Source organism: Rhodocyclus tenuis, assembly GCF_014197755.1.
GTDB lineage: Bacteria > Pseudomonadota > Gammaproteobacteria > Burkholderiales > Rhodocyclaceae > Rhodocyclus > Rhodocyclus tenuis.
Genome location: NZ_JACIGE010000001.1, coordinates 44,314 through 66,270 on the forward strand (window position 1 = coordinate 44,314; position 21,957 = coordinate 66,270).

At 63.6% G+C, this 21,957-nt stretch carries 24 protein-coding genes and 1 tRNA gene; 16 read left to right on the top strand and 9 right to left on the bottom strand.

Going from position 1 to position 21,957, the window contains the following annotated elements; translation table 11 throughout:
- Nucleotides 1-25: 25 nt before the first annotated feature.
- The 6 genes from GGD90_RS00185 (at nucleotide 26) to GGD90_RS00210 (ending at nucleotide 4,694) form a co-directional block, all read left to right on the top strand.
- A complete protein-coding gene (locus GGD90_RS00185; protein WP_153117144.1) occupies nucleotides 26-877 on the top strand; it encodes a cache domain-containing protein in 852 nt (283 codons plus the stop codon).
- Between the two features lie 268 nt (nucleotides 878-1,145).
- Nucleotides 1,146-2,666, top strand: a complete 1,521-nt coding sequence (gene exaC / locus GGD90_RS00190) for an acetaldehyde dehydrogenase ExaC (protein ID WP_153117143.1) — start codon at nucleotides 1,146-1,148, stop codon at nucleotides 2,664-2,666.
- 68 nt (nucleotides 2,667-2,734) lie between these two features.
- Nucleotides 2,735-3,115: a DUF779 domain-containing protein gene (locus GGD90_RS00195; protein ID WP_153117142.1), complete on the top strand. Its 381-nt coding sequence runs from the start codon at nucleotides 2,735-2,737 to the stop codon at nucleotides 3,113-3,115.
- Nucleotides 3,116-3,199: 84 nt separating this feature from the next.
- Nucleotides 3,200-3,613 (top strand): hypothetical protein, encoded by a 414-nt coding sequence (locus GGD90_RS00200; RefSeq protein WP_153117141.1) that lies wholly within the window; start codon nucleotides 3,200-3,202, stop codon nucleotides 3,611-3,613.
- A 22-nt stretch (nucleotides 3,614-3,635) separates the two neighbouring features.
- On the top strand, nucleotides 3,636-3,851 hold the full coding sequence (locus GGD90_RS00205; RefSeq protein ID WP_153117140.1) for a hypothetical protein: 216 nt from the start codon (nucleotides 3,636-3,638) through the stop codon (nucleotides 3,849-3,851).
- A 261-nt stretch (nucleotides 3,852-4,112) separates the two neighbouring features.
- Nucleotides 4,113-4,694 (top strand): DJ-1/PfpI family protein, encoded by a 582-nt coding sequence (locus GGD90_RS00210; protein WP_153117139.1) that lies wholly within the window; start codon nucleotides 4,113-4,115, stop codon nucleotides 4,692-4,694.
- A 181-nt stretch (nucleotides 4,695-4,875) separates the two neighbouring features.
- On the opposite strand, the gene GGD90_RS00215 is transcribed toward GGD90_RS00210, so the two are convergent.
- The 6 genes from GGD90_RS00215 to GGD90_RS00240 all read right to left on the bottom strand — a co-directional run bounded on the left by GGD90_RS00215 (nucleotide 4,876) and on the right by GGD90_RS00240 (nucleotide 11,331).
- Nucleotides 4,876-5,346 carry a Spy/CpxP family protein refolding chaperone gene (locus tag GGD90_RS00215; protein WP_153117138.1) on the bottom strand — a complete coding sequence of 157 codons (471 nt, stop codon included), beginning with the start codon at nucleotides 5,344-5,346 and terminating at the stop codon, nucleotides 4,876-4,878.
- Nucleotides 5,347-5,472: 126 nt separating this feature from the next.
- Nucleotides 5,473-6,087: a DUF2076 domain-containing protein gene (locus GGD90_RS00220; protein ID WP_184414872.1), complete on the bottom strand. Its 615-nt coding sequence runs from the start codon at nucleotides 6,085-6,087 to the stop codon at nucleotides 5,473-5,475.
- A gap of 169 nt (nucleotides 6,088-6,256) precedes the next feature.
- The gene (locus GGD90_RS00225) at nucleotides 6,257-8,773 is read right to left on the bottom strand and encodes a glycogen/starch/alpha-glucan phosphorylase (protein ID WP_153117136.1); all 2,517 of its coding nucleotides are present in this window, start codon (nucleotides 8,771-8,773) and stop codon (nucleotides 6,257-6,259) included.
- 221 nt (nucleotides 8,774-8,994) lie between these two features.
- Nucleotides 8,995-9,147, bottom strand: coding sequence for a hypothetical protein (locus GGD90_RS00230; RefSeq protein ID WP_153117135.1), 153 nt, complete (start codon nucleotides 9,145-9,147; stop codon nucleotides 8,995-8,997).
- Nucleotides 9,148-9,313: 166 nt separating this feature from the next.
- Complete coding sequence (locus GGD90_RS00235; protein ID WP_153117134.1) at nucleotides 9,314-9,496, bottom strand: 4Fe-4S dicluster domain-containing protein; 183 nt, start codon at nucleotides 9,494-9,496, stop codon at nucleotides 9,314-9,316.
- A gap of 281 nt (nucleotides 9,497-9,777) precedes the next feature.
- On the bottom strand, nucleotides 9,778-11,331 hold the full coding sequence (locus GGD90_RS00240; RefSeq protein WP_221227608.1) for a sigma 54-interacting transcriptional regulator: 1,554 nt from the start codon (nucleotides 11,329-11,331) through the stop codon (nucleotides 9,778-9,780).
- Nucleotides 11,332-11,917: 586 nt separating this feature from the next.
- On the opposite strand from GGD90_RS00240, the gene GGD90_RS00245 reads away from it, so the two are divergent.
- The 9 genes from GGD90_RS00245 to GGD90_RS00285 all read left to right on the top strand — a co-directional run bounded on the left by GGD90_RS00245 (nucleotide 11,918) and on the right by GGD90_RS00285 (nucleotide 19,597).
- Entirely contained in the window at nucleotides 11,918-12,346 is a 429-nt protein-coding gene (locus GGD90_RS00245; RefSeq protein WP_153117132.1) for a TOBE domain-containing protein, read from the top strand.
- 604 nt (nucleotides 12,347-12,950) lie between these two features.
- Entirely contained in the window at nucleotides 12,951-13,778 is an 828-nt protein-coding gene (gene nifH / locus GGD90_RS00250; protein WP_153117131.1) for a nitrogenase iron protein, read from the top strand.
- A gap of 95 nt (nucleotides 13,779-13,873) precedes the next feature.
- Nucleotides 13,874-15,466: a nitrogenase iron-iron protein, alpha chain gene (gene anfD / locus GGD90_RS00255; protein WP_153117130.1), complete on the top strand. Its 1,593-nt coding sequence runs from the start codon at nucleotides 13,874-13,876 to the stop codon at nucleotides 15,464-15,466.
- A gap of 11 nt (nucleotides 15,467-15,477) precedes the next feature.
- The gene (gene anfG, locus GGD90_RS00260) at nucleotides 15,478-15,906 is read left to right on the top strand and encodes a Fe-only nitrogenase subunit delta (protein WP_153117129.1); all 429 of its coding nucleotides are present in this window, start codon (nucleotides 15,478-15,480) and stop codon (nucleotides 15,904-15,906) included.
- 10 nt (nucleotides 15,907-15,916) lie between these two features.
- Nucleotides 15,917-17,305 (top strand): Fe-only nitrogenase subunit beta, encoded by a 1,389-nt coding sequence (gene anfK / locus GGD90_RS00265; protein ID WP_153117128.1) that lies wholly within the window; start codon nucleotides 15,917-15,919, stop codon nucleotides 17,303-17,305.
- Nucleotides 17,306-17,397: 92 nt separating this feature from the next.
- Nucleotides 17,398-18,156, top strand: coding sequence for a Fe-only nitrogenase accessory protein AnfO (gene anfO, locus GGD90_RS00270; RefSeq protein ID WP_153117127.1), 759 nt, complete (start codon nucleotides 17,398-17,400; stop codon nucleotides 18,154-18,156).
- Between the two features lie 25 nt (nucleotides 18,157-18,181).
- Complete coding sequence (locus GGD90_RS00275) at nucleotides 18,182-18,730, top strand: gamma-glutamylcyclotransferase (protein WP_184414873.1); 549 nt, start codon at nucleotides 18,182-18,184, stop codon at nucleotides 18,728-18,730.
- 31 nt (nucleotides 18,731-18,761) lie between these two features.
- Complete coding sequence (locus GGD90_RS00280) at nucleotides 18,762-19,253, top strand: pyridoxamine 5'-phosphate oxidase family protein (RefSeq protein WP_221227609.1); 492 nt, start codon at nucleotides 18,762-18,764, stop codon at nucleotides 19,251-19,253.
- 74 nt (nucleotides 19,254-19,327) lie between these two features.
- Nucleotides 19,328-19,597 carry a NifU family protein gene (locus GGD90_RS00285; protein ID WP_153117125.1) on the top strand — a complete coding sequence of 90 codons (270 nt, stop codon included), beginning with the start codon at nucleotides 19,328-19,330 and terminating at the stop codon, nucleotides 19,595-19,597.
- Nucleotides 19,598-19,685: 88 nt separating this feature from the next.
- Here the strand turns inward: GGD90_RS00285 and GGD90_RS00290 are convergent, their stop codons facing one another.
- A complete protein-coding gene (locus tag GGD90_RS00290) occupies nucleotides 19,686-20,531 on the bottom strand; it encodes an NAD(+)--dinitrogen-reductase ADP-D-ribosyltransferase (RefSeq protein WP_153117124.1) in 846 nt (281 codons plus the stop codon).
- Between GGD90_RS00290 and GGD90_RS00295 the strand changes: the two genes are divergently transcribed.
- On the top strand, nucleotides 20,523-20,672 hold the full coding sequence (locus GGD90_RS00295) for a hypothetical protein (RefSeq protein ID WP_153117123.1): 150 nt from the start codon (nucleotides 20,523-20,525) through the stop codon (nucleotides 20,670-20,672). The genes GGD90_RS00290 and GGD90_RS00295 overlap by 9 nt on opposite strands.
- 77 nt (nucleotides 20,673-20,749) lie before the next feature.
- Here the strand turns inward: GGD90_RS00295 and GGD90_RS00300 are convergent.
- Both GGD90_RS00300 and GGD90_RS00305 read right to left on the bottom strand, forming a co-directional pair.
- Nucleotides 20,750-20,825: transfer RNA gene (locus tag GGD90_RS00300), tRNA-Ala, on the bottom strand.
- Between the two features lie 79 nt (nucleotides 20,826-20,904).
- Nucleotides 20,905-21,954, bottom strand: coding sequence for an L-threonylcarbamoyladenylate synthase (locus GGD90_RS00305; RefSeq protein WP_153117122.1), 1,050 nt, complete (start codon nucleotides 21,952-21,954; stop codon nucleotides 20,905-20,907).
- Between the last annotated feature and the right edge of the window lie 3 nt (nucleotides 21,955-21,957).

Genomic DNA, 21,957 nt, shown 5'->3' on the forward strand with positions numbered 1-21,957 from the left:
AACCCGCCTTACCGGAGAAAAAGCAATGCACAAGAAATTCACGCTCGGCCTGGCCGGGATCCTCCTGCTCGCGACAAGCATGCTGGCTGGCGCCGCCGAGCACGCCACGCCGCGCGAGGCGCACGCGCTGTTCAGCCAGGCGGTCAGGTACCTCCAGGCGAACGGCCCGGAAAAAGCCTGGGCGGCGTTCAACGACCGGAAAGGGGCTTTCGTGAAAAAGGACCTCTACGTCTACGTCATTGACCGAGAAGGCGTTTATGTCGCCAACGGCGCCGCCCCTGACAGCCTGATCGGACTGAAGGTGCTCGACACCGTCGACGCTGCCGGCGCCCCGCTCTTCCGGCAGATGATCGCCGTTACCGAAAACCAGCAGGAAGCACGCATCCGCTACGTCTGGCTCAATCGCCAGAGCAACCGCGTCGAACCCAAGGTCAGCTGGCTGCACCGCGAGGGCAACTACATCGTCGGCGTCGGCTACTACGCGCCACGGTCGACCGCAGACGATGCGCGCAAGCTCCTCGACACCGCCGTCGCCGAAGTACGTCGCCTCGGCATCGCGCGTGCCGCCAACAGTTTCAACGACGCACACGGCCGCTTCATCCGCGACGACCTCTACGTTTTCGCGGTCAACCTCGCCAACGGCAAGTTCGAGGCACACGGCATGAACCCGCGCTGGGTTGGCACCGACGCCAGCGATCTGCGCGATGTCGAGGGCCATCCGCTGATCAGGGAAATGATCGATCTGGCGAAGACGCGCGGCGAAGGCGTCGTCGATTACGTCTGGCGCAACCCGGTGACCAACAGCGTCGAGAAAAAGCGCAGCTTCATCCGGCGTGAAAACGGCAGCCTGATTGCTGTCGGCTTCTATAGCGAATGAGATCGACAGGGCTGCTCCTTTTTTGAACAACTGCTGCATCGTAGAGTAGCCAGCGCCGCAAGGGCTATCGGCCCGCCCCCGGAATTAACTCGCAATTAATTGATTAATAAAGCTATTTCTGAACAAGCCCGCAGCAACCGAGACTGGCATGGCGTATGCAGCTCAACAGCCACGAGCCTGGACCCGAGCAGTTCATCTGCGTCGTGCAGCAGTTGCCGGGCTTGCCGCAGCGTTCGCCACCACTCATCGAAAAATACTGGAGACAAGAATGATCTATGCAGCCCCCGGCACCGCCGGCGCCAAGTTCAGCTACAAGGCCAGCTACGACAACTACATCGGCGGCAAGTGGGTCGCGCCGGTGAAGGGCCAGTACTTCGACGTCGTCAGCCCGGTCAATGGCAAGGTCTACACCAAGGCCGCGCGCTCGACCGCCGAAGACATCGAACTCGCGCTCGATGCGGCGCACGCCGCCTTCCCCAAGTGGGGCAAGACTGCCGCCGCCGACCGCTCGAACGTGCTGCTGAAGATCGCCGACCGCCTCGAAGCCAACCTCGAACTGCTCGCCTACGTCGAGACCGTCGACAACGGCAAGCCGATCCGCGAAACGCTCGCCGCCGACATCCCGCTCGCCATCGACCATTTCCGCTACTTCGCCGGTTGCCTGCGCTCGCAGGAAGGCGGCATCTCGGAAATCGACGAAACGACGATGGCCTATCACATCCACGAGCCGCTCGGCGTCGTCGGCCAGATCATCCCGTGGAACTTCCCGATCCTGATGGCGGCGTGGAAGCTCGCGCCGGCGCTCGGTGCCGGCAACTGCGTCGTCTTGAAACCGGCCGAATCGACGCCGATCTCGATGCTGGTACTGGTCGAACTGATCGCCGACCTGCTGCCGCCGGGCGTGCTCAACATCGTCAATGGCTACGGCCGCGAAGCCGGCATGCCGCTGGCGAGCAGCAAGCGCATCGCCAAGATCGCCTTCACCGGCTCGACCGTCACCGGTCGCGTCATCGCGCAGGCCGCCGCCAACAACCTGATCCCGGCGACGCTCGAACTTGGCGGCAAGTCGCCGAACATCTTCTTCGCCGACGTCATGGACCGCGACGACGGCTTCCTCGACAAGGCGATCGAAGGTCTGGTGCTGTTCGCCTTCAACCAGGGTGAAGTGTGTACCTGCCCGTCGCGCGCGCTGATCCAGGAATCGATCTACGACCAGTTCATCGAACGCGCCCTGAAGCGCGTTGCCGCGATCAAGCAGGGCTCGCCGCTCGACACCGAGACGATGATGGGCGCGCAAGCCTCGCAGATCCAGCTCGACAAGATCGAGTCATACCTCAAGCTGGGCAAGGAAGAAGGCGCCGAAGTGCTGATCGGCGGCGAGCGCGCCCACCTCGGCGGCGACATCGAGGGCGGCTATTACGTGCAGCCGACGCTGTTCAAGGGGCACAACAAGATGCGCATCTTCCAGGAGGAAATCTTCGGGCCGGTGCTCGCGGTGACCACCTTCAAGGACGAAGCCGACGCACTGGCGATCGCCAACGACACACTCTACGGCCTCGGCGCCGGCGTCTGGTCACGCAACGGCAACGTCGCCTACCGCATGGGCCGCGCCATCCAGGCCGGCCGCGTGTGGACCAACTGCTACCACGCCTATCCGGCGCACGCCGCCTTCGGCGGCTACAAGGAATCGGGCATCGGCCGCGAGACGCACAAGGTGATGCTCGACCACTACCAGCAGACGAAGAACCTGCTCGTCAGCTACAGCGAAAGCAAGCTCGGCTTCTTCTGAGCGGCAGCCGATCGGCAAGGCAGCACGCGGGGCGGTCGTCGACCGCCCCGTTTTTTTTGGAGACCGACATGCCTGAAAAAGTCCTGGCCACACCAGCGGCGCTCGACCTGATCGCCCTGCTCAAGGATAGATACGGCCCGTCGCTGGAGTTCCACCAGTCCGGGGGCTGTTGCGACAACAGCTCGGCCAACTGCTTCCTGCCCGGCGAAATCACCGTCGGCGCCGGCGATGTGCAGCTCGGCGAGATCGGCGGCTGCCCCTTCTACATCAGCCGTGCGCAGTACGCGTACTGGAAGCACACGCAGCTGATCATCGACGTGGTCGACGGCAACAGCGGCAGCTTCTCGCTCGAAGCTTCCGAAGGCAAGACCTTCCACACGCGATCGCGCCTGTTCAGTGCGGCCGAACTGAAAGAATTGCAGGCGGAGACGGGGCCGGCAGCGGACTGAGCCGGGGATGCCGGGCCGATCGCCCGCCTTGAAGATCGCATGACCGGCACCTATACTTCGCTGAGCAGTTATCGAGGATGATCAATGGCTTCCGTTTCCTCCATCTCCGGCGCGAGTCAGTACGGCCTGCAGCAGCTTCAACTGCAACAGGCGCAACGCAATGCCGAGCAGGCGGAACAGGCCGCGCGCGCGCTCAAGGCGCAGGCGAGCAACGCCCAGCGTGTCGCCGAGCGGGCAAAAGAAGATGCGCGCAGCCTCGCCGTGCAATCCGATCAGGCCGACAGCCGCGCCGGTCAGGCCAGACAGGGTCTGGCCGCGTTGCGCTCAGCTGACAATTCGGCGACACAGGTGTCACGTACCGTCGCGCAGGCGCAGGTCGCTCAGCCGGCAGCTGCGCAAAGCGTGGCAGCCCCGACGACAGCGGCAAGCAGCCCGCCAGCGCCGACGATCAATTCCCGTGGACAGGTGACGGGCACGACGATTAACACGACGGCCTGAACGGCCGGAAAGGAGAGAAGTCATGGCTATTGGTGCAGTTGGCTCATCGACCAGCGCGGTCGATCTGCTCCGGCAAACGCAGCAGACTCCGCAAACGCAGAAGAGCGCAGACGAAAAGGCCGCCGAGGAGGCAAGGAAGGCCGAGGCCGCCAAAGCGCAGCAGCAGACGCCAGAAACCAAGCCGGTCGTCAATGCGCAGGGCCAACAGACCGGGCAGATCGTCAACACCACGGCCTAGCCCACCGCCGGCCCTCGCCACTCTCCACCACTCCACGCCGACTGCCGCTCGCGGCGCGGGCATTATTCGTGGCTGGCGCCTTGCCGAAGGACCCAAGCGGCGCCGATCGATCGCGACCAGTTCATCGGACCAGCGCATCGAGCCAGCTCCCGGCCATCGTGCGCCACTGGCCGCCCCAGCGGCCAACATAGAAACTCCGTGCAGGGTATGACTGCCCTGCGTGGAGTCGGTGCGTTCTCGATCAAAACGAAGGAGACATTCATGGCGGGTAAAAAGATACTGATGCTGGTCGGCGATTACGTCGAGGATTACGAGGCGATGGTCCCCTTCCAGACGCTGATGGCGGTCGGGCATACGGTGCATGCGGTCTGCCCCGACAAGAAAGCCGGTGAGAGTGTCGCCACGGCAATCCACGATTTCGAGGGGCAACAGACCTATTCGGAAAAGCGCGGCCACAACTTCGTGCTCAACGCCAGCTTCGCCGAGATTGACGCCAAAGACTACGACGCGCTGCTCATTCCCGGCGGCCGCGCCCCCGAATACCTGCGCCTCAATCCGCAGGTCATCTCGGTGGTGCAGTATTTCTTCATCGAGGACAAGCCGGTGGCAGCGATCTGCCACGGCGCGCAACTGCTGGCCGGTGCCAAGGTGCTGAAGGGCCGCCACTGTTCGGCGTATCCCGCCTGTCAGACCGACGTCGAACAGGCGAACGGCACTTACGCCAGGATTGCCATCGACGCTGCCGTGACCGACGGCAATCTCGTCACCGCGCCGGCATGGCCGGCGCATCCGGCGTGGATGGCGCAGTTCCTGCAACTGCTCGGCACGCGCATCAGCCTCTGAGGCAGCAGCGACGGCAGGTGCTGCTGGCGACAGGCAAACGGGGATGCAGAGGGCATCCCCGTTTTCTTTTGCTGAAGCGGAATTGATGCGGCGCGAACAGCAGGAGCGAAGCCCACGTCGCGCCGCGGAGTCTCTATACGCCGCTGTTTATCCGGACTCTTCCGGCAAACAGCGCGCTGACTCAGGGATTGCGCGGCGCCGGGCGGGGCCGCATGTCCTTGCGCTGGACGGCATGCATCTCCTCGAAGGTCTTTTTCTGCTCCGCGCTCAGCGTCGCGTAAAAGTCCTTCAGCGCCGTGACGTAGTCGCTCATATGCTCCTGACGCGCCTTGCCAAGCGCCAGCATCTTCTCGGCGCGCTCGGGCGTCGTCAGCCTCGCCCAGTCTTCGCGCGATTCGCCGCCCGCAGTCGCGGGTCTGGGCCGCTCGGAATCGATCAGCTTCTTCCAGCCGGCCTCCTGTTCGCCACTCAGCTTCAGCGCATCGTGCAACTGCTGGTGATGTCGCTCGACATCCTTGCCGTGGCCCTCGTAATGCGCCTGATGCCCGTCGGGCAGCGCACAGCCCGGATCGGCAAGCGCGGGAGATGCCAAAAAAACTCCCAGCGCGCTGGCGAGCAGGGCGGGAGCGACGAATTTGCGGTAGTGCTGCATGATTTTCACCTCGTTGATGGGTTCATCGATAAACGGCTTGCGCCAGGAAAGACGGCGCGATTGACGCCCCGCGCGCTCTTCGGTCGGCTGGCGTGCAAGGCAATGCAGGTTCTGCCGGCTTTTTCCCTACACCCAGTCCACATCGCCGTCGCCCGAAAAGCTGTCGGCGTCGTCGATACTGCTGCCTGGCGAGTCGTGGTCGTTGTTCACGACGACGTTCTCGGTCAGGGCCTCGGGCGCCAGCGCATTTGCGCCGGGCAGGAAGCCGGAGTTGCTACCGTGGTTGCCCATCAGGTGTTCGATCCCCTGGAAGAGAAAGGAACCAGCGACGACGCCGGCGGCGGTCGTCGCCACGTTGCCGAGCAATCCGGAACTGAAGAATGAAGACTGTGCCGGCGCGGTCGCTGCCGGCGGCGATGAAGCCGGCGCCGCGGCATAAGCGGGTGTCCGGGTAAAAGCGGGCGCCGGCGCCGGCCGGCCCCCCCAGGCATTGCTGTCGAGAAAACCGCCGCCGGCGGGTGCTGCCGACTGTTCGCTGCGCAAGCGGGCGATTTCCGCCTGTGCGTTCTCGACTGCCTGCTCGAGCAGCAGATTGCGCTGGACCAGCAGGTAGTACGCATCAGGCTGGCTGCGGCAGGCGTCCGCGATCAGCCGCTCGGCCTCAAGGTCTTTCGGGCCGGTCTGCGCCTGCGCCAGTTGCTGAAGAAAACGGGCGAGCTTTTCACGTTCCTGAGCATTCACGGAATGACTCCATCCGGTTATGAGACAGAGCCTATCTTGTACCGGATGAAGCGATGCTCAAGTGTCGTGACTGCAACCGTTTGTAAGCTGGTGTTGCTGTCGGCGACGGGCGGGCGCGCGATCATGGCCCGCCCGCCGCCGGCAGTGCCGCCGCAACTGCCTGGCGCGGTCAGGCCTCGACCTTGACAACCGGCAGGTGCCAGATTTCGGCGTTGTACTCGCGCATCGTGCGGTCGGTCGAGAACTTGCCGCTGGCCGCGGTGTTGAGGATGCTCATGCGCATCCAGCCGTCACGATCGCGGTAGGCCGCGGCGGCGCGTTCCTGCGCGTCGACGTAGCTGCGGAAGTCGGCGGCGGTCAGCCAGGGGTCGTGCGGGCTGCGGATGGCCTTGATGACCGGATCGAACAGGCCGGGTTCGAGCTGGTTGAAGTGGCCAGACTCGATCAGCGCCATGACGCGCGCCAGATCCGGGTCGGTGTCGATGATCGCTTCCGGGTTGTAATGGTCGCGAGTGACTTCGACCTGCTCGGCGGTCAGGCCGAAGAGGAAGAAATTGTCGTCACCGACCTCGTCGCGGATCTCGATGTTGGCGCCGTCGAGCGTGCCGATGGTGACGCCGCCGTTCATCATGAACTTCATGTTGCCGGTGCCCGAGGCTTCCTTGCCGGCGGTGGAAATCTGCTCGGAAAGGTCGCTGCCCGGGGCGATGATTTCCATCGCCGAAACGCGGTAGTTGGGCAGGAAGGCGAGTTTCAGCAAGCCACCGACCTCGGCATCGTCGTTGACCATGTCGGCCACCTTGCAGATCAGCGTGATGATGCGTTTGGCCATGAAATAGCCCGGCGCCGCCTTGCCGCCGATGAGCACGCAGCGCGGCGTGAAATCAGTCAGCTCGCCATTCTTGATGCGCGCGTAGAGGTGGATCACGTGCAGCACATTGAGCAGCTGGCGCTTGTATTCGTGGATGCGCTTGACCTGCACGTCGAACAGCGCTTGCGGATCGAAGTCGACATGGCAATCGCGCTTGACCAGGTCGGCCAGACGCTGCTTGTTGGCGTAGCGCACTTCGGCCCAGCGCGTGCGGAAGGCGGCATCGTCGGCCGACGGTGCAAGGCCGTGCAGATCGTCAAGACGGGTGACCCAGCCGTCGCCGATACGCTCGGAGATCAGCGCCGCCAGACGCGGATTGGCCGAGGCCAGCCAGCGCCGCTGCGTGACGCCGTTGGTCTTGTTGTTGAACTTGGTCGGCCACAGCTCGTGAAAATCGCGGAACAGGCCCTGCTGCAGCAGCGCCGAATGCAGTTCGGCAACGCCGTTGACCGAGAAACTGCCGACGATGGCAAGGTAAGCCATGCGGATCGCCGGATCGCGGCCTTCTTCGACCAGCGACATGCGCGCCAGCCGCGCATTGTCGCCGGGCCAGCGCCGCGCGACCTCCTTGAGGAAGCGGGCGTTGATCTCGTAGATGATCTCGAGCAGACGCGGCAGCAGCTGACCGAACAGGCGCACCGACCATTTCTCGAGCGCCTCGGGCAGCAGCGTGTGATTGGTGTAGGCCATGGTGCGGCTGACGATGGCCCAGGCCGCATCCCACGACAGGCCGTGCTCATCGAGCAGCAGGCGCATCAATTCGGGTACGGCGCAGCTCGGGTGCGTATCGTTGAGCTGGAAACAATTGAGCTCGGCGAAGCGCGAAAACTCCTTGCCATGCTGCAGCACCCAGCGCTGCAGGATGTCCTGCAGGCTGGCCGAAGCGAGGAAGTACTGCTGGCGCAGGCGCAGTTCCTTGCCGTTCTCGCTGGCGTCGTTCGGGTAGAGCACCATGGTGATGTTCTCGGCGGCGTTTTTCGCCGCCACCGACTCGGTGTAGGAGCCGGCGTTGAATTCGCCAAGATCGAACTCGTCGGTCGCCGCCGCCTTCCACAGGCGCAGCACATTTACGGTGCCGTTGCGGTAACCGGGAACCGGCGTATCGAAGGGAACGGCCAGCACATCCTTGCTATCGACCCAGCGCACGTGCAACTGACCATTGGCGTCGCGGTGGTATTCGGTGTGACCGCCGAACTGGATGCGCCGCGAGTGTTCGGGGCGCTCGATTTCCCACGGGTTGCCGTTGCGCAGCCAGTGATCGGGCTCCTCGATCTGCCGGCCGTTCTCGATGCGCTGACGGAACATGCCGTACTCGTAGCGGATGCCGTAGCCGGTTACCGGCAGTTGCAGCGTCGCGCAACTGTCGAGGAAGCACGCGGCCAGACGACCGAGGCCACCGTTGCCGAGGCCGGCGTCGCTTTCGTTGTCGATCAGTTCCTCGATGTCGAGACCAAGCTGACGCAGGACGTTTTCGGTGTTTTCAACCAGGCCGAGATTGAGCAGTGCATTGTTCAGCGTGCGCCCCATGAGGAATTCGAGCGACAGGTAGTAAGCGTGCTTGGCGCCGGCCTCCTCGTAGGCATAGCGGGTCTGTTTCAGTCGCTCGAGGAGACGATCGCGCAGGGCAAGCGCCAATGCCCGATAGGGGTAATAGGCCAGACGGCAATGCTTGTCCTGACCGAGAAAGGTACCGAAGTAACGGCGGATGTCCTGGTCGAGCGATTCGGCATCCATGCCGAGCGCCGGTACTTCGAACATGCCGGGGGCCGGACGGCTGACGGCAAAAGGCTTGAAAGGATTGGGATCGCGTTTCATGGATGAACAGGGCTTTCGTTGCGGAAATTTGCGCGCCATCAAGGCGAACTGGCCGAAAACAATACACCAAGTCGGCCACAACTGACGCGCGACATCGGCAAACGGCGGTGATTTGCGAAGCACTTGCCGGCGCAATGCGCGGCGAGGACGCGCGACGCGCCGCCCCAATGCCGTGGAAACAGCGCATTACAGCGCGAGCGGCAAGGCGCTGCGCACCCGATCTACTTGGCGGAGGCGTCGGGCAAGCGTCGATCGATCAGGCGAATCGCGCTTGCCGATACCTGATAGATGAGGAAAGCGCGGCAGTTGCCGAAGCTGCGGGACAGGGATTCGTCGGCATCCGTGGCGACGGCAACGCGCACCGATCCGGGCATGTCGCCTTCCTCGTAGCCGACCAGCAGTGGCTCGGCATCCTCGATGATGCTTGCCTGGAGAGTGCCGCGCAGATAGCCGAAGACCCGGCTCGGTCTGGCTGCGCGCAGCCAGACCGATGCGCAAGGCCACGTCGCGCGGCAGTCCGCCTGAGCGCATGGTGCTCTCCTAGACGGGGTGGATGCAGTCCGCGGAGCACGCCGAAACGCATTCCGGAACGCCATCGCATTCGTCGCAGGTTGCGGCGTTGATCGAATAAATGCCCTTCTTGCTCACGATCGAGCCGGTCGGGCAGGCGGCTTTGCAGTCGCCGCAGGTGGAACAGGTTTCAGTGTCGATTGCCATGGCCATGCGGGTATCTCCTGAAGTGATCGAATCCGGGCAGACATCACGGCGAGCCCTGCGCCGCCGACGCGCGGCAGCTGCGGCAAGGCCTTGCGCGCCTGACGGGTTAGGCGCTGCGCTCGCCCACGAGACGTTCTGCAAGTCTCGTGCCTTCGCCCGCCGGGACTGGCTGCCGGTGCCGTATCCGCGCCGTCGCGGTGGTTCAGGCACCGGGATGCCCGGAGACAGGTTGCGCCATTGTGTTCGCGAACGTACGAACGGCATGTCGACGTACCGTCGCGAACGCTTCAGCGATACTCGCGATAGCTCAAGCCGTACTTGCCCATGCGCAGGCCGAGGATGCGCCGGGTCAGGCCGAGATGGTTGGCGGCCAGTGTCATGTTGCCCTGATTGACCTTGAGCGCATCGACGATCATCTCGTATTCGACGGCGGCGAGTTTCGTGTCGAGCGTGCCGCCGTCGGCCGATTTGGCGAGCACCGGCAACTGCAGCGACGCCGGCAGGTTGTAGCCATGGATGACCCCGTCCTCGGCGAGCAGCATCGCGCGTTCGATGACGTTTTCGAGTTCGCGCACATTGCCCGGCCAGTGGTAGCAGAGCAGCATGTTGATCGCCGGCGTCGAGATGCGCTCGACCGCGATTCCCATTTCGCGCGCGAACCTGGCGACGAAATAATCGGCCAGCGCGATGATGTCGTTGCCGCGCTCGCGCAAGGGTGGAATGGTGATCGGGAAGACGTTGAGCCGGTAATAGAGGTCTTCGCGGAAAGTGTTGTTGGCGACCATCTCGACCAGATTGCGGTTGGTCGCCGCCAGGATGCGCAGCTTGACCTTGATCGTCGTGTTGCCGCCGACGCGCTCGAAGCTCCGCTCCTGCAGCACGCGCAGCAGCTTCGCCTGCATCGGCAGCGACAACTCGCCGACCTCGTCGAGGAAGATGGTGCCGCCATCGGCTTCCTCGAAGCGGCCGCGACGCATCGTCGTCGCGCCGGTGAACGATCCCTTTTCGTGACCGAACAGTTCGCTCTCGATGATGCTCTCGGGCAGCGAGGCGCAATTGAACTTGACGAAGGGCCCGGACGCACACGGACTGTTGTAATGCACGGCGCTGGCGACCAGCTCCTTGCCGACGCCGCTTTCGCCGAGGATCAGCACGGTGGTCATCGACTTCGACACCTTCTCGATCAGCCTGTAGGCGTCGAGCATCGGTTTTGAATTGCCGATGATGTTGCTCGGCCGGAAGCGTTCCTTGAGCGCACTGCGCAGGCGCGAGTTCTCGTCCTCGAGACGCGAGGCGTAGAAGTTCTCGACCATGTACAGCTCGACCGCCTGCGCCGTCACCGCGGCGAGCACGCCGAGGATTTCGACATCGAGGCCAAGCAGCCGCCGGTTGTCGTAAAGGCGCTCGGCGCTGATCGTTCCCATCACCTTGCGCCCGCGCAGGATCGGCACGCAGATGAACGACAGCTTGGCATCCGGACGATTGTCATGACTGCCGGTACGGTTGAGAAAGTCGGGTTCGTCACCGATGCGCGGCACGACGATGCTCTGCCCGCTTTCGACCACCTTGCCGGTAATCCCCTCGCCGAGGTGATAGACGCCCTTGGCCGCCTCGTCTTCGGTCAGGCCGATGCTCTCGTGCACGAAGATCTTGCCGGTGCCCGGGTCGTACAGGCTGACCATGCCGCGAATGACCTTCATGTGCCGCTGCATCAGGCCAAGCAGCACATGCAGGATGTTCGACAGATCGCCGCAATCGCTGGTGATGCGGCTCATCTCGTAAAGCAGCGGCAGCAGGTTGGTGCGGCACTCGCCGAGATTGGTCTCGCAAAGTTTGGGCACGGCTCTGCTGGCAGGCTTACCGGTGGCGAGCATGAAAGCCCCTTTGCGGAACGCGACTGCGCTCTGCTTGCGGCAGCGAGCGGCAAGGCAGCCGGGCGCGCCGGGCGGAGTGCCGGCGTCGCCGGGAAAGACAAGGCCACGGCAAGCGGCAGGCGGCAAGCGGCCAAGCCGTTCCGGCGTCGGCAGCGACCGGCGAATATCCGTGCGGTCGATGAAAATCAGGAGAAACAGGCATTTTCTTTCGCCCAAAGAGAGGTTCTTGTCGCCGTAATATAGCGCCATACATAGCGCAGACCAAAACAGGCGCGGCCCACCGTCGCTGCAAGCACCCGTCATCCGCCGACGGCGGCCGACAGCAAACCCGCGCGCCCGGCGGGGCGAGGCAAAATCGGTGCCATCGCAAGTGCCCCGGGTGAAACCGGCGGGGAGCGCTATGGTTGCACGCACTTACCGCCTGCCGGATCATCAGGCTGTCCCTCACGGATGTACTCACGGCGGCAGAACGATTCAGGCATATGCCGGCGGGAGTGGCTTGGCAGGGCTGCAATCAGCGCACCCTGCGTTATCGACATAAGGAGTCTGGAAAATGGCAATCAGCGCAAGAAACGTATTCAAGGGCAAGGTCACCAGCATCAAGGAAGGACCGATCAACGCCGAAGTCGAAATCACCACCGCCGGTGGCGACACCATCGTCGCCACGCTCACCGACGCCAGCGTCAAGTCGCTCGCGCTGGCCGTCGGCAAGGACGCCGTCGGCGTCGTCAAGGCGTCCTGGGTGACGCTGCTCGCCGGCACGCCGGAATACCGCTTCAGCGCCCGCAATCAGTTGCCGGGCACGGTCACCGGTCTGGGCAAGGGCGCGATCAACGACCTGGTGACGATCAAGCTCGCCGGCGGCTCGACGGTCAGCGCCGTCGTCACGCACGAGGCGATCACCGAACTGGGCTTGAAGGAAGGCTCTTCCGTCGTCGCCCTGTTCAAAGCCAGCCACGTTCTCGTCGGCGTTCCGGCCTGAAACTGACGGCAGTGGCAGATCGACGCGCTGCGCGATCGGCGTAGCGCGTCCGAGGAAATCGACGGGGACCCTGGGTCCCCGTCGTCGTTTCAGCGGCGGCTCATCGCCCGGGCCGGGAAACGCCCCGCAGCGCCAGCGCACAAGCCCGATCACCCAAGCTGCCGCAGTGGCGCCCGCCGCAGCGCGCGTGCAGCTGCGGCCGGCCTCCCCGCATTATCGCCAGCGGCGCCCACTGAGCGATTTACGAGCTGAAGAAAAACGTTCGCAAACGTGCGAATCGCAGCCGATCCTTCGCAAACGTAAAAATGCCGCGGCGCCGAAAGTACCGGCGAAAGCAGCGAAAGCCGCACACCCCTGCGCAATTTCACTGGCAAATCAAGGCCGGACCTCCTGAATATCCCCGCTCCCGCTGCGCCTGGCACAGTCCATGCAATTACCAGCTGCGTACGGCTCGCACAGTTGGCAGCGAAGGAGTGATAACCGCCGATTCCAAAATCGGCAATCAATATCTCCGCTGGAATATATCGACGAGTCCGTCGACCGGTGTGCGTACGCACGGCATGCGGATTATCTGATTTTCACGATTAACTGAGGAGGTATTACCATGACACGCAAGGTTGCTATTTACGGCAAGGGTGGTATTGGCAAGTCCACCACCACGCAAAACACGGCGGCGGCACTCGCCCACTTCCATAACAAGAAGGTCTTCATCCACGGCTGCGACCCCAAGGCCGACTCGACCCGCCTGATTCTCGGCGGCATGCCGCAACAGACGCTGATGGACGTTCTGCGTGACCATGGCGCCGAGAAAGTCACCAACGAAATGGTCATCCGCAAGGGCTTCGGCGACATTCAGTGCGTTGAGTCCGGCGGCCCGGAACCCGGCGTCGGTTGTGCCGGCCGTGGCGTCATCACCGCCATCGACCTGATGGAAGAGCGCGGCGCCTACACCGACGACCTCGATTTCGTCTTCTTCGACGTTCTCGGCGACGTCGTGTGTGGTGGTTTCGCCATGCCGATCCGCGACGGCAAGGCGCAGGAAGTCTATATCGTCGCCTCCGGTGAAATGATGGCGATCTACGCCGCCAACAATATCTGCAAGGGCCTGGTTAAATATGCCAAGCAAAGCGGCGTGCGTCTCGGCGGCATTATCTGCAACAGCCGCAAGGTTGACGGCGAAAGGGAATTCCTCGAAGAGTTCACCGCCGCCATCGGCACCAAGATGATTCACTTCGTGCCGCGCGATAACGTCGTGCAGAAGGCCGAATTCAACAAGAAGACGGTGACGGAATTCAATCCGGAAGAAAACCAGGCATTCGAATATCGCGAGCTTGGCCGGAAAATCATCGAAAACGAAGATTTCGTGATTCCGCGTCCGCTGACGATGGACCAGCTGGAAAGCATGGTCGTCAAGTACGGCCTGGCGGATTGAGAAAAGTCCGGACATTCAGGACTTCAATCATTGAGCAAGCAATTCCTTCACGGGAATTGCTGCCCAACTCTCATACAGGCAAAGGAGATTGAATCATGCCTCATCATGAATTCGAATGCAGCAAGGTAATTCCCGAGCGCAAGCAACATGCGGTAATCAAGGGCAAGGGAGAGGATTTGACCTCCTGCCTGCCTAAAGGTTATCTGAACACGATTCCGGGATCGATTTCCGAGCGCGGCTGCGCCTACTGCGGCGCCAAGCACGTGATCGGCACGCCGATGAAGGACGTGATCCACATCAGTCACGGCCCGGTCGGCTGCACCTACGACACCTGGCAGACCAAGCGCTACATCAGCGACAACGACAACTACCAGCTGAAGTACACCTTCGCCACCGACGTCAAGGAAAAGCACATCGTCTTCGGCGCCGAGAAGCTCCTGAAGCAGAACATTCTCGAAGCCTTCAAGGCTTTCCCGAAGATCAAGCGCATGACGATCTACCAGACCTGCGCGACCGCACTGATCGGTGACGACATCGACGCCATCGCGCAGGAAGTGATGGACGAACTGCCCGGCGTCGACATCTTCGTCTGCAACTCGCCGGGCTTCGCCGGCCCCAGCCAGTCGGGCGGCCACCACAAGATCAACATCGCCTGGATCAACCAGAAGGTCGGCACGCTCGAACCGGAGATCACCAGCGACTACGTCATCAACTACGTCGGCGAATACAACATCCAGGGCGACCAGGAGGTGATGACCGACTTCTTCAAGCGCATGGGCATCCAGGTGCTGTCGACCTTCACCGGCAACGGCTCCTACGACGACCTGCGCGGCATGCACCGCGCGCACCTCAACGTGCTCGAGTGCGCGCGTTCGGCCGAATACATCTGCGACGAGCTGCGCGAGCGCTACGGCATCCCGCGCCTGGACATCGACGGTTTCGGCTTCAAGGCGCTGGGCGACTCGCTGCGCAAGATCGGCCTGTTCTTCGGCATCGAGGAGCGCGCCGAAGCCATCATCGCCGAGGAGACCGCACGCTGGCAGCCCGAGCTCGACTGGTACAAGGCACGCCTGCAGGGCAAGAAGGTCTGCCTGTGGCCGGGTGGCTCCAAGCTGTGGCACTGGGCCAACGCCATCCAGGAAGAAATGGGCGTCAAGGTCGTTTCGGTCTACACCAAGTTCGGCCACCAGGGCGACATGGAAAAAGGCATTTCGCGCTGCGGCGAAGGCGCGCTGGCAATCGACGATCCGAACGAGCTCGAAGGTCTCGAAGCACTCGAGATGCTCAAGCCCGATGTCATCTTCACCGGCAAGCGCCCGGGCGAAATGGCGAAGAAGGTCGGTGTTCCGTATCTGAACGCACACGCCTATCACAACGGTCCGTACAAGGGTTACGAAGGCTGGGTACGTTTCGCGCGCGACATCTACAACGCGATCTACTCGCCGATCCACCAGCTGGCGATGGTCGACATCAGCAAGGACGCGATCCCGACCGACCGTGGCTTCGTCACGCGCCGCATGCTCTCCGACAAGGGCCTGCCGGAAGAGATCACCTCATCGACGGTGCTGTCGCCCTACACCGGCAAGTTCGACTCGGTCAGCCATCTGCGCACGAAGACCTATCCGGACTTCCCGCGCGCAGCCGACACCGCTGGCGACGCCGAAGAAATCATCGCAGTCGTCGAGTAAGGAGTTCAACCATGAGTGTTACTGCAAAACAGGCCAAGGCTGCCGAGCGGAAGTACCAGCCGATCTACACCAGCAATCCGCTGGCCGACTGCGACCCCCTCACCCAGGAGCGCGTCGGTCAGCTGGAAAACTACATCATGAAGCACTGCCTGTGGCAGTTCAATTCACGCGGCTGGGACCGGCGCAAGCAGAACGCCGGCATCCTCGGCAAGACCGCCCAGCTGCTCTGCGGCGAGCCGGTCGACAACCCGACGCCGCTGGAGAAGTGCTACTGGGTAGATGCCGTCTGCCTCGACCGCGCGTACCGGGAGCTCTTTCCGTGGATCACCACCCTGCCCGCGGACGAGATCAAGGCCCTGATCAAGGCGCTGCACGCGCGTCTGGACTGGCTGACCATCGACGGTTCCCTGAACACCGAACTGATCGTCCAGAACTACTAAGGAAATCGCCATGACCTGCGAAATCAAGGAAAAAACACGCGTCGGCACCGTCAACCCGATCTTCACCTGCCAGCCGGCGGGCGCCCAGTTTGTCAGCATCGGCGTCAAGGACTGCATCGGCATCGTGCACGGCGGCCAGGGCTGCGTGATGTTCGTGCGCCTGATCTTCTCGCAGCACTTCAAGGAGAGCTTCGAACTCGCATCCTCGTCGGTGCATGAAGACGGCGCGGTGTTCGGTGCCTGTGGCCGCGTCGAGGAAGGCGTCGACGTGCTGCTGTCGCGCTATCCGAACGTCAAGATCATCCCGATCATCACCACCTGCTCGACCGAAATCATCGGTGACGACGTCGATGGCGTGGTGCGCAAGCTCAACGAAGGCCTGCTCAAGGAGAAATACCCGGACCGCGAAGTGCATCTGATCCCGATCCACACGCCGAGCTTTGTCGGCAGCATGGTTTCGGGCTACGACGTCGCGGTGCACGACTTCGTCAAATACTTCTCCAAGAAGGACAAGCCGAGCCTGAAGATCAACCTGATCACCGGCTGGGTCAATCCGGGCGACGTCACCGAACTGAAGCACCTGCTGGCCGAGATGGACGTCGAAGCCAACGTGCTGTTCGAGATCGAAAGCTTCGATTCGCCGCTGATGCCTGACGGCAGCGAAATCTCGCACGGCGGCACGACCATCGAGGATCTCACCGCCACCGCCGACGCACAGGGCACCATCGCACTGAACCGTTACGAAGGCAGCAAGGCGGCCAAGTTCCTCGAAAAGCGCTGGGACGTGCCGGCGATCATCGGCCCGACACCGATCGGCATCCGCAACACCGACACCTTCCTGCAGAACCTGAAGTCGATGACCGGCAAGCAGATTCCGCAATCGCTGGTGCGCGAACGCGGCATCGCGATGGATGCGCTGACCGACCTGACGCACATGTTCCTCGCCGACAAGAAGGTCGCCATCTACGGCAACCCGGATCTGGTGATCGGCCTGGCCGAGTTCTGTCTCGATCTGGAAATGAAGCCGGTACTGCTGCTGCTCGGCGATGACAACCCGAACTACAAGACCGACCCGCGCCTGCTCGCACTGCAGGAAAACGTCGATTTCGAGATGGAAGTCATCACCAACGCCGACTTCTGGGAGCTGGAAGACCGGATCAAGAACAAGGGCCTCGAGCTCGACCTGATCCTCGGCCACTCCAAGGGCCGCTTCGTCGCCATCGACTACGCCATTCCGATGGTCCGCGTCGGCTTCCCGGTCTACGACCGTGCCGGCCACTACCGCTACCCGGTGGTCGGCTACAAGGGCGCGACGTGGCTGGCGGAACAGATGGCCAATGCCTTGTTCACCGACATGGAATACAAGAAGAACAAGGAGTGGATCCTCAACGTCTGGTAAGGCTGCCTCAGGGACGGGTGCCGGCAGGTGCCCGTCCCGCCCGGCCGGCGCAACGCTGCCCCGGCACCCTGTTCGGCCCATCAGGAATCACCATGAAAATCGCCGCCTACCTCAATCCGCAGGGAGAAGTCGCCAGCCTTTACGAGCCCGGATGCTTTCGCCTCTACCAGGCGAGCGCAGCGGGCAAAGGCTGGCTGTCGGCGCAGGAAATCCCGTTCGTCACCGACTACGCCAGGCCCTTGCCGGAAATCAAGGCGGCGCTGCACGCCGCCATCGCCGGGCTCGACGACTGCAGGACGCTGCTCTCAGCCGAAGTGCGCGGCGTGCTCTACTCGGTGCTGCAGGAGGAACTCGGCTTCCGCATCTGGAAATCCGCAGGCCCGCTGCTGCTGCAGCTCGACAGCGTGCGGCAGAAGGAAGCCGAGCACGAGGCGCAGAAGCGCTTCGAGATCGTCGCCTTCGCCGGCAAGATGCTGCCGACGCCGATGCTGGTCGGCGACCCGCGCGACGGCTGCTTCTGGATCGACCTCAAGGAAGCGCTGAACCACGAATCCGGACAGACCTCGCGCCAGATCCTCATCCCCTTTCTCGAGCGCGGCCAGTTCCGCCGCCTAGAAGTCCTCTGCGACCACCTGCCGAAGTGGATGACCTGGGAAATGGAGCGGCTCGACATGAGCGCCGACAGCGAGGAGATCGACGCCACCGGCAGCGGCCTGCGCGTCACCGTCTATCCGCGCAACACCCCCGAAGGACGCGCGCGCAAGGTCGGCCTGCTCGGCGCCGGCCCGGCCCTGCTGCTGCCGTGTCCGCGCGAACGCCAGAACAACGGCGGGCGCGTCATCGATGCCTGACGCCAGCCGATTGCAAGGACTATCCATGAACCCACGCACCACCGCTCGCCGCCTGCACTTTTTCTACGGTGCGCATCTCGACCCGCGGCAATTCGCCAGCTGCAGCCAGCAGCCGCGACTGCTCGGCAGCGCGCGCCTCGCCGACTACACGCTGGCCTTCTTCGGCTACGCGATGAAATGGGATGGCGCCGAGGAATCGCTGCTACCCAGCGCCGGTGCCGAGACCTGGGGCGTGCTCTACGAGCTTGCCCCGGATGACGCCGAACGCCTCGACGCCGAGCAGTGCGTCCGCCTCGACGGCAGCGGCGCGTACTTTCATATCCCGGTCGAGGTCGTCACCGCTGACGGCAGCGTGCACGAGGCACTCACCTACCTGCGCAGCACGCACGGCGAAGCGCAACTGCCGAGCCGCGAGTTCCTCGCTAACATTGTCGCCGGCGCGCGCGCACACGGGCTGCCCGCCGACTATCTGAAGCGCCTGCAGGCACTCCAGAGCAAGCCGGCAAGCTATCGCGTACCGCGCGAAAACACCCTGCGCCAGTTCTTCAGCATCGAAAGCGCCTGCAACTGCTGAATCACCCACCCTTCAGAGGAATCAGTTCTTCATGGAAACAGCCAGCCACCCGCACGGCGAAATGCGCCGCAGCGACCGCGAAATCACCGACCGGGCCGAAATCGACGCCATTCTCAATGCCGGCAAGGTCATGCGCATTGCCCTGGTCGATGGCGACACGCCGTTTCTGGTCCCCATTTTCTACTGCTACGACGGCAAGTCGATCTACTTCCACTCGGCCAAGTCGGGAAGCAAGATCGACATCATCAAGCGCAACAACAAGGTCTGCTTCGAGATCGGCATCAAGCACGGCTTCATCGAGGACGCGATGGCCTGTGATTTCGAGGCCAAGCACAAGACGGTGATCGGCCTCGGCCGGGCGGTGTTCGTCAAGGACGAGGCGGAAAAGATCGCGGCGCTCGACCGCATCGTCGCGCTGTTCACCGACAAGCACTTCGAGTATCCGCAGACAAATCTCGACCGCACCGCGGTCCTCCGCATCGACATCGAGTCAATCAAGGGCAAGAAGCACGGATACGCCTGAACTGCCGCTGCCGCGCCAGCGACATTCCCGGCAACAACCACCGCCGCAGCGACTTGCGACAGAATGAGATAGCCATGTCAGCACACGCAGAAATCTCGTCCGAACCGATCGCGCCGGCGGACCTGCCGCTGATCGAGCAAGTGCTCGCCGAGCTGCGACCGATGATCCACGCCGACGGCGGCGAACTGCAGCTGGTCGAGGCGCACGGCGACACCGTCGTCGTTCGCCTCGGCGGCAAATGCATGGGCTGCATCCAGTCGGGCGAAACGCTCGGCGGCATCCGGCGCCGGCTGATGCACACGCTGGGCAAGGCGGTCCGCGTCATCCCGGCACGCGAGGAGTGAGCGCAGCTAGGCTGCCAGGCGCCACAGCGACGTCTGCTCGCTGCGCCGCGCTGCGGCCGCAGGCATTGCGGGGGAAAACCGTCGCGCCCTAGAGATAGCCGTGCATGGCGCGCACGGAGTAGTTGCCGCCGATCACCAGATACTCGCTCTCGCTCTTGAGCACCGGGTCGGACAGCAGGCCGGGAAACAACAGGAGCTTCGAGGTCGGCACGGTGGTTTCGAGCACCCAGTCGCCGAACTCCTCGGCGCGTTCGCACGACGCGCTGAACGACACCAGATTGTTGAAGCGCATCACGCAGCGACGCTTGCGCAGATCGCCGCGCACCACCTGCTCCTCGACATTGTTGGTGCCCCGCCACAGGCGGACGTGCGTCGGGCCGGGACTGCCGAAGCGACGCAGACTCCACTGGCAGTACTCATAGAGCGCATCGAGCTGGAAGTTGATGGCGTTGTTGTGGAAGCGGCTGCAGGCTTTCTCTTCCAGATAGCCAACCCACGGCGGCGACGGGAAACGCCCGAGCGGCTCCTTGTGGAAGGTGGGGATCAGGCCGAAACGGCTTTCCACCCAGCCCTTGAGCACCGCCCCCTGCGGACTGTTGGAATCGAAGCCCCAGCCGCGCAGCAGCTCGAGATAGCTGGTCGAATAACGCCGCGGATTGAGGGAATCTTCGTCCTCGGGCAGGTTGCGGCCGAACTGCATCGACATCACATGCTCGAAGACATCGGCAGCCTCTCGCTGCGTGCTGCATTCCGCCAGGCGGCGAAACAGACAGCCCTGCGACTCACGCGTGCCGTGGATGCGCAGCCTGACCGGATGCAGGTTGAAATCCGACGAAGCGAGAATCGGTGTCGGCACACCGACCATGTTGCCGCCGTACCACTCGACCGGACATTCGTCGGCACGTAACGGAGCAGGCGCCGCCTCTTGATCCATCGTTCCAACCGCGCCACCGAACTGATTCACGCTGCTGCCCCCTCGCTGCTGCAAGCCAACCACCGTAAGGCAAAACAGCCAAAAAAAAGCCCGAGCAAGCTCGGGCTTTTTCAGGCAGATCTGACGGCTGGAAAACTATGACGCCCCGGCGTTTTGCCCATGCTTTTAACGATCAGCGAGAATGGCTTGCGAAATCCGGAGCTGTTTCAGTGAATTGGTGGTGGAGAGGATGAGGATCGAACTCACGACCTCCGCATTGCGAACGCGGCGCTCTCCCAGCTGAGCTACCCCCCCACGCGAGTTGCGGATTATAGGCGTGCGGGAAACGAAAGAAAAGCCTGTACCGGGTGCTTTTGCGGGCTTGCGGCCGGCTTCAGGCGCCGGCGCCACAGGCAGCGCGGCGCAGACGGTCGGCGACGGCCGACCAGTCAGCCGACTCGGGTACCGCTTCGCAGACGATCTGCTCGGCACCGAGCGCGTCGGCCTCGCGCAGCGCGGCGTAGAGCGCGCGCGCAAAGCCTTCTGCGTCGGCGGGCAGCCAGCGCGTCTGCACGCGTGCCGCAGTTGCCGGAAAAGCGAGGACGGACCTTGCCGGCTGACGGCGCAGGACGACCAGCGAGCGTCCTGCGGCAGAGGCCGCGGCGGCGGCGGCATCAAGATCGGCCGTCGCCAGCAGGCGTAGCGGCGTGCGCGGCGCGTAGTGCGCGTCGAGCGATCCGGAAACGCGCGGCGCGTCGGCCGCCTGTGCCGACGAAGCGGAGGAATCAGGCGAACCGGGCAGTTCGACCTTGACGCCGGTGGCGCGCGTGATCATTTCCGGCGTGATCCGGCCCGGGCGCAGCAATCGCGGCAGCGCGCCGGCGCCGCGCGACAGGTCGAGGATCGTCGATTCGATTCCCACCGGGCAGGCGCCGCCGTCGAGGATGAGGTCGACAGCGTCGCCGAGTTCGTCGCGCACGTGCTCGGCGCTGGTCGGGCTGATGCGGCCGAAGCGGTTGGCCGAAGGCGCGGCGAGTCCGCCGGCCGGACCGGCCTTGTTGTCGGCGGCGGCGAAGGCGCGCAGCAGTTCAAGCGTCAGCGGATGCGCCGGCACGCGCACGCCGACCGTGTCCTGGCCGCCGGTGACGGCATCGGGAACACCCGGGGCGCGCTTGAGGATCAGCGTCAGCGGGCCAGGCCAGAAGGCTTCGGCGAGTTCCCAGGCGAGCGGTGGAATCTCGCGCGCCCAGCGCTCGAGCCAGCCGGCGCCGGGCAGATGCACGATCAGCGGGTGATCGGCCGGGCGTCCCTTGGCGGCGAAGATGCGCGCCACCGCCGCCGGGTTTGCCGCGTCGGCGGCGAGACCATAGACGGTCTCGGTCGGCAGGGCGACGAGCTTGCCGGCCTGCAGCAGGCGGACAGCTTCGGCAAGCTCGGCAGACATGTC

Excerpts from the sequence above, each read along its gene's own strand:
- GGD90_RS00225 (WP_153117136.1), bottom strand. The coding sequence starts at position 8,773 with ATGAAACGCGATCCCAATCCTTTCAAGCCTTTTGCCGTCAGCCGTCCG.
- GGD90_RS00230 (WP_153117135.1), bottom strand. The coding sequence starts at position 9,147 with ATGCCCGGATCGGTGCGCGTTGCCGTCGCCACGGATGCCGACGAATCC.
- GGD90_RS00205 (WP_153117140.1), top strand. The coding sequence starts at position 3,636 with ATGGCTATTGGTGCAGTTGGCTCATCGACCAGCGCGGTCGATCTGCTC.
- exaC (WP_153117143.1), top strand. The coding sequence starts at position 1,146 with ATGATCTATGCAGCCCCCGGCACCGCCGGCGCCAAGTTCAGCTACAAG.
- GGD90_RS00290 (WP_153117124.1), bottom strand. The coding sequence starts at position 20,531 with ATGGATCAAGAGGCGGCGCCTGCTCCGTTACGTGCCGACGAATGTCCG.
- GGD90_RS00285 (WP_153117125.1), top strand. The coding sequence starts at position 19,328 with ATGTCAGCACACGCAGAAATCTCGTCCGAACCGATCGCGCCGGCGGAC.
- anfK (WP_153117128.1), top strand. The coding sequence starts at position 15,917 with ATGACCTGCGAAATCAAGGAAAAAACACGCGTCGGCACCGTCAACCCG.
- anfO (WP_153117127.1), top strand. The coding sequence starts at position 17,398 with ATGAAAATCGCCGCCTACCTCAATCCGCAGGGAGAAGTCGCCAGCCTT.
- GGD90_RS00275 (WP_184414873.1), top strand. The coding sequence starts at position 18,182 with ATGAACCCACGCACCACCGCTCGCCGCCTGCACTTTTTCTACGGTGCG.
- GGD90_RS00305 (WP_153117122.1), bottom strand. The coding sequence starts at position 21,954 with ATGTCTGCCGAGCTTGCCGAAGCTGTCCGCCTGCTGCAGGCCGGCAAG.
- GGD90_RS00280 (WP_221227609.1), top strand. The coding sequence starts at position 18,762 with ATGGAAACAGCCAGCCACCCGCACGGCGAAATGCGCCGCAGCGACCGC.
- nifH (WP_153117131.1), top strand. The coding sequence starts at position 12,951 with ATGACACGCAAGGTTGCTATTTACGGCAAGGGTGGTATTGGCAAGTCC.
- GGD90_RS00185 (WP_153117144.1), top strand. The coding sequence starts at position 26 with ATGCACAAGAAATTCACGCTCGGCCTGGCCGGGATCCTCCTGCTCGCG.
- GGD90_RS00195 (WP_153117142.1), top strand. The coding sequence starts at position 2,735 with ATGCCTGAAAAAGTCCTGGCCACACCAGCGGCGCTCGACCTGATCGCC.
- anfD (WP_153117130.1), top strand. The coding sequence starts at position 13,874 with ATGCCTCATCATGAATTCGAATGCAGCAAGGTAATTCCCGAGCGCAAG.
- GGD90_RS00210 (WP_153117139.1), top strand. The coding sequence starts at position 4,113 with ATGGCGGGTAAAAAGATACTGATGCTGGTCGGCGATTACGTCGAGGAT.
- GGD90_RS00245 (WP_153117132.1), top strand. The coding sequence starts at position 11,918 with ATGGCAATCAGCGCAAGAAACGTATTCAAGGGCAAGGTCACCAGCATC.
- GGD90_RS00200 (WP_153117141.1), top strand. The coding sequence starts at position 3,200 with ATGGCTTCCGTTTCCTCCATCTCCGGCGCGAGTCAGTACGGCCTGCAG.
- GGD90_RS00215 (WP_153117138.1), bottom strand. The coding sequence starts at position 5,346 with ATGCAGCACTACCGCAAATTCGTCGCTCCCGCCCTGCTCGCCAGCGCG.
- GGD90_RS00235 (WP_153117134.1), bottom strand. The coding sequence starts at position 9,496 with ATGGCCATGGCAATCGACACTGAAACCTGTTCCACCTGCGGCGACTGC.
- anfG (WP_153117129.1), top strand. The coding sequence starts at position 15,478 with ATGAGTGTTACTGCAAAACAGGCCAAGGCTGCCGAGCGGAAGTACCAG.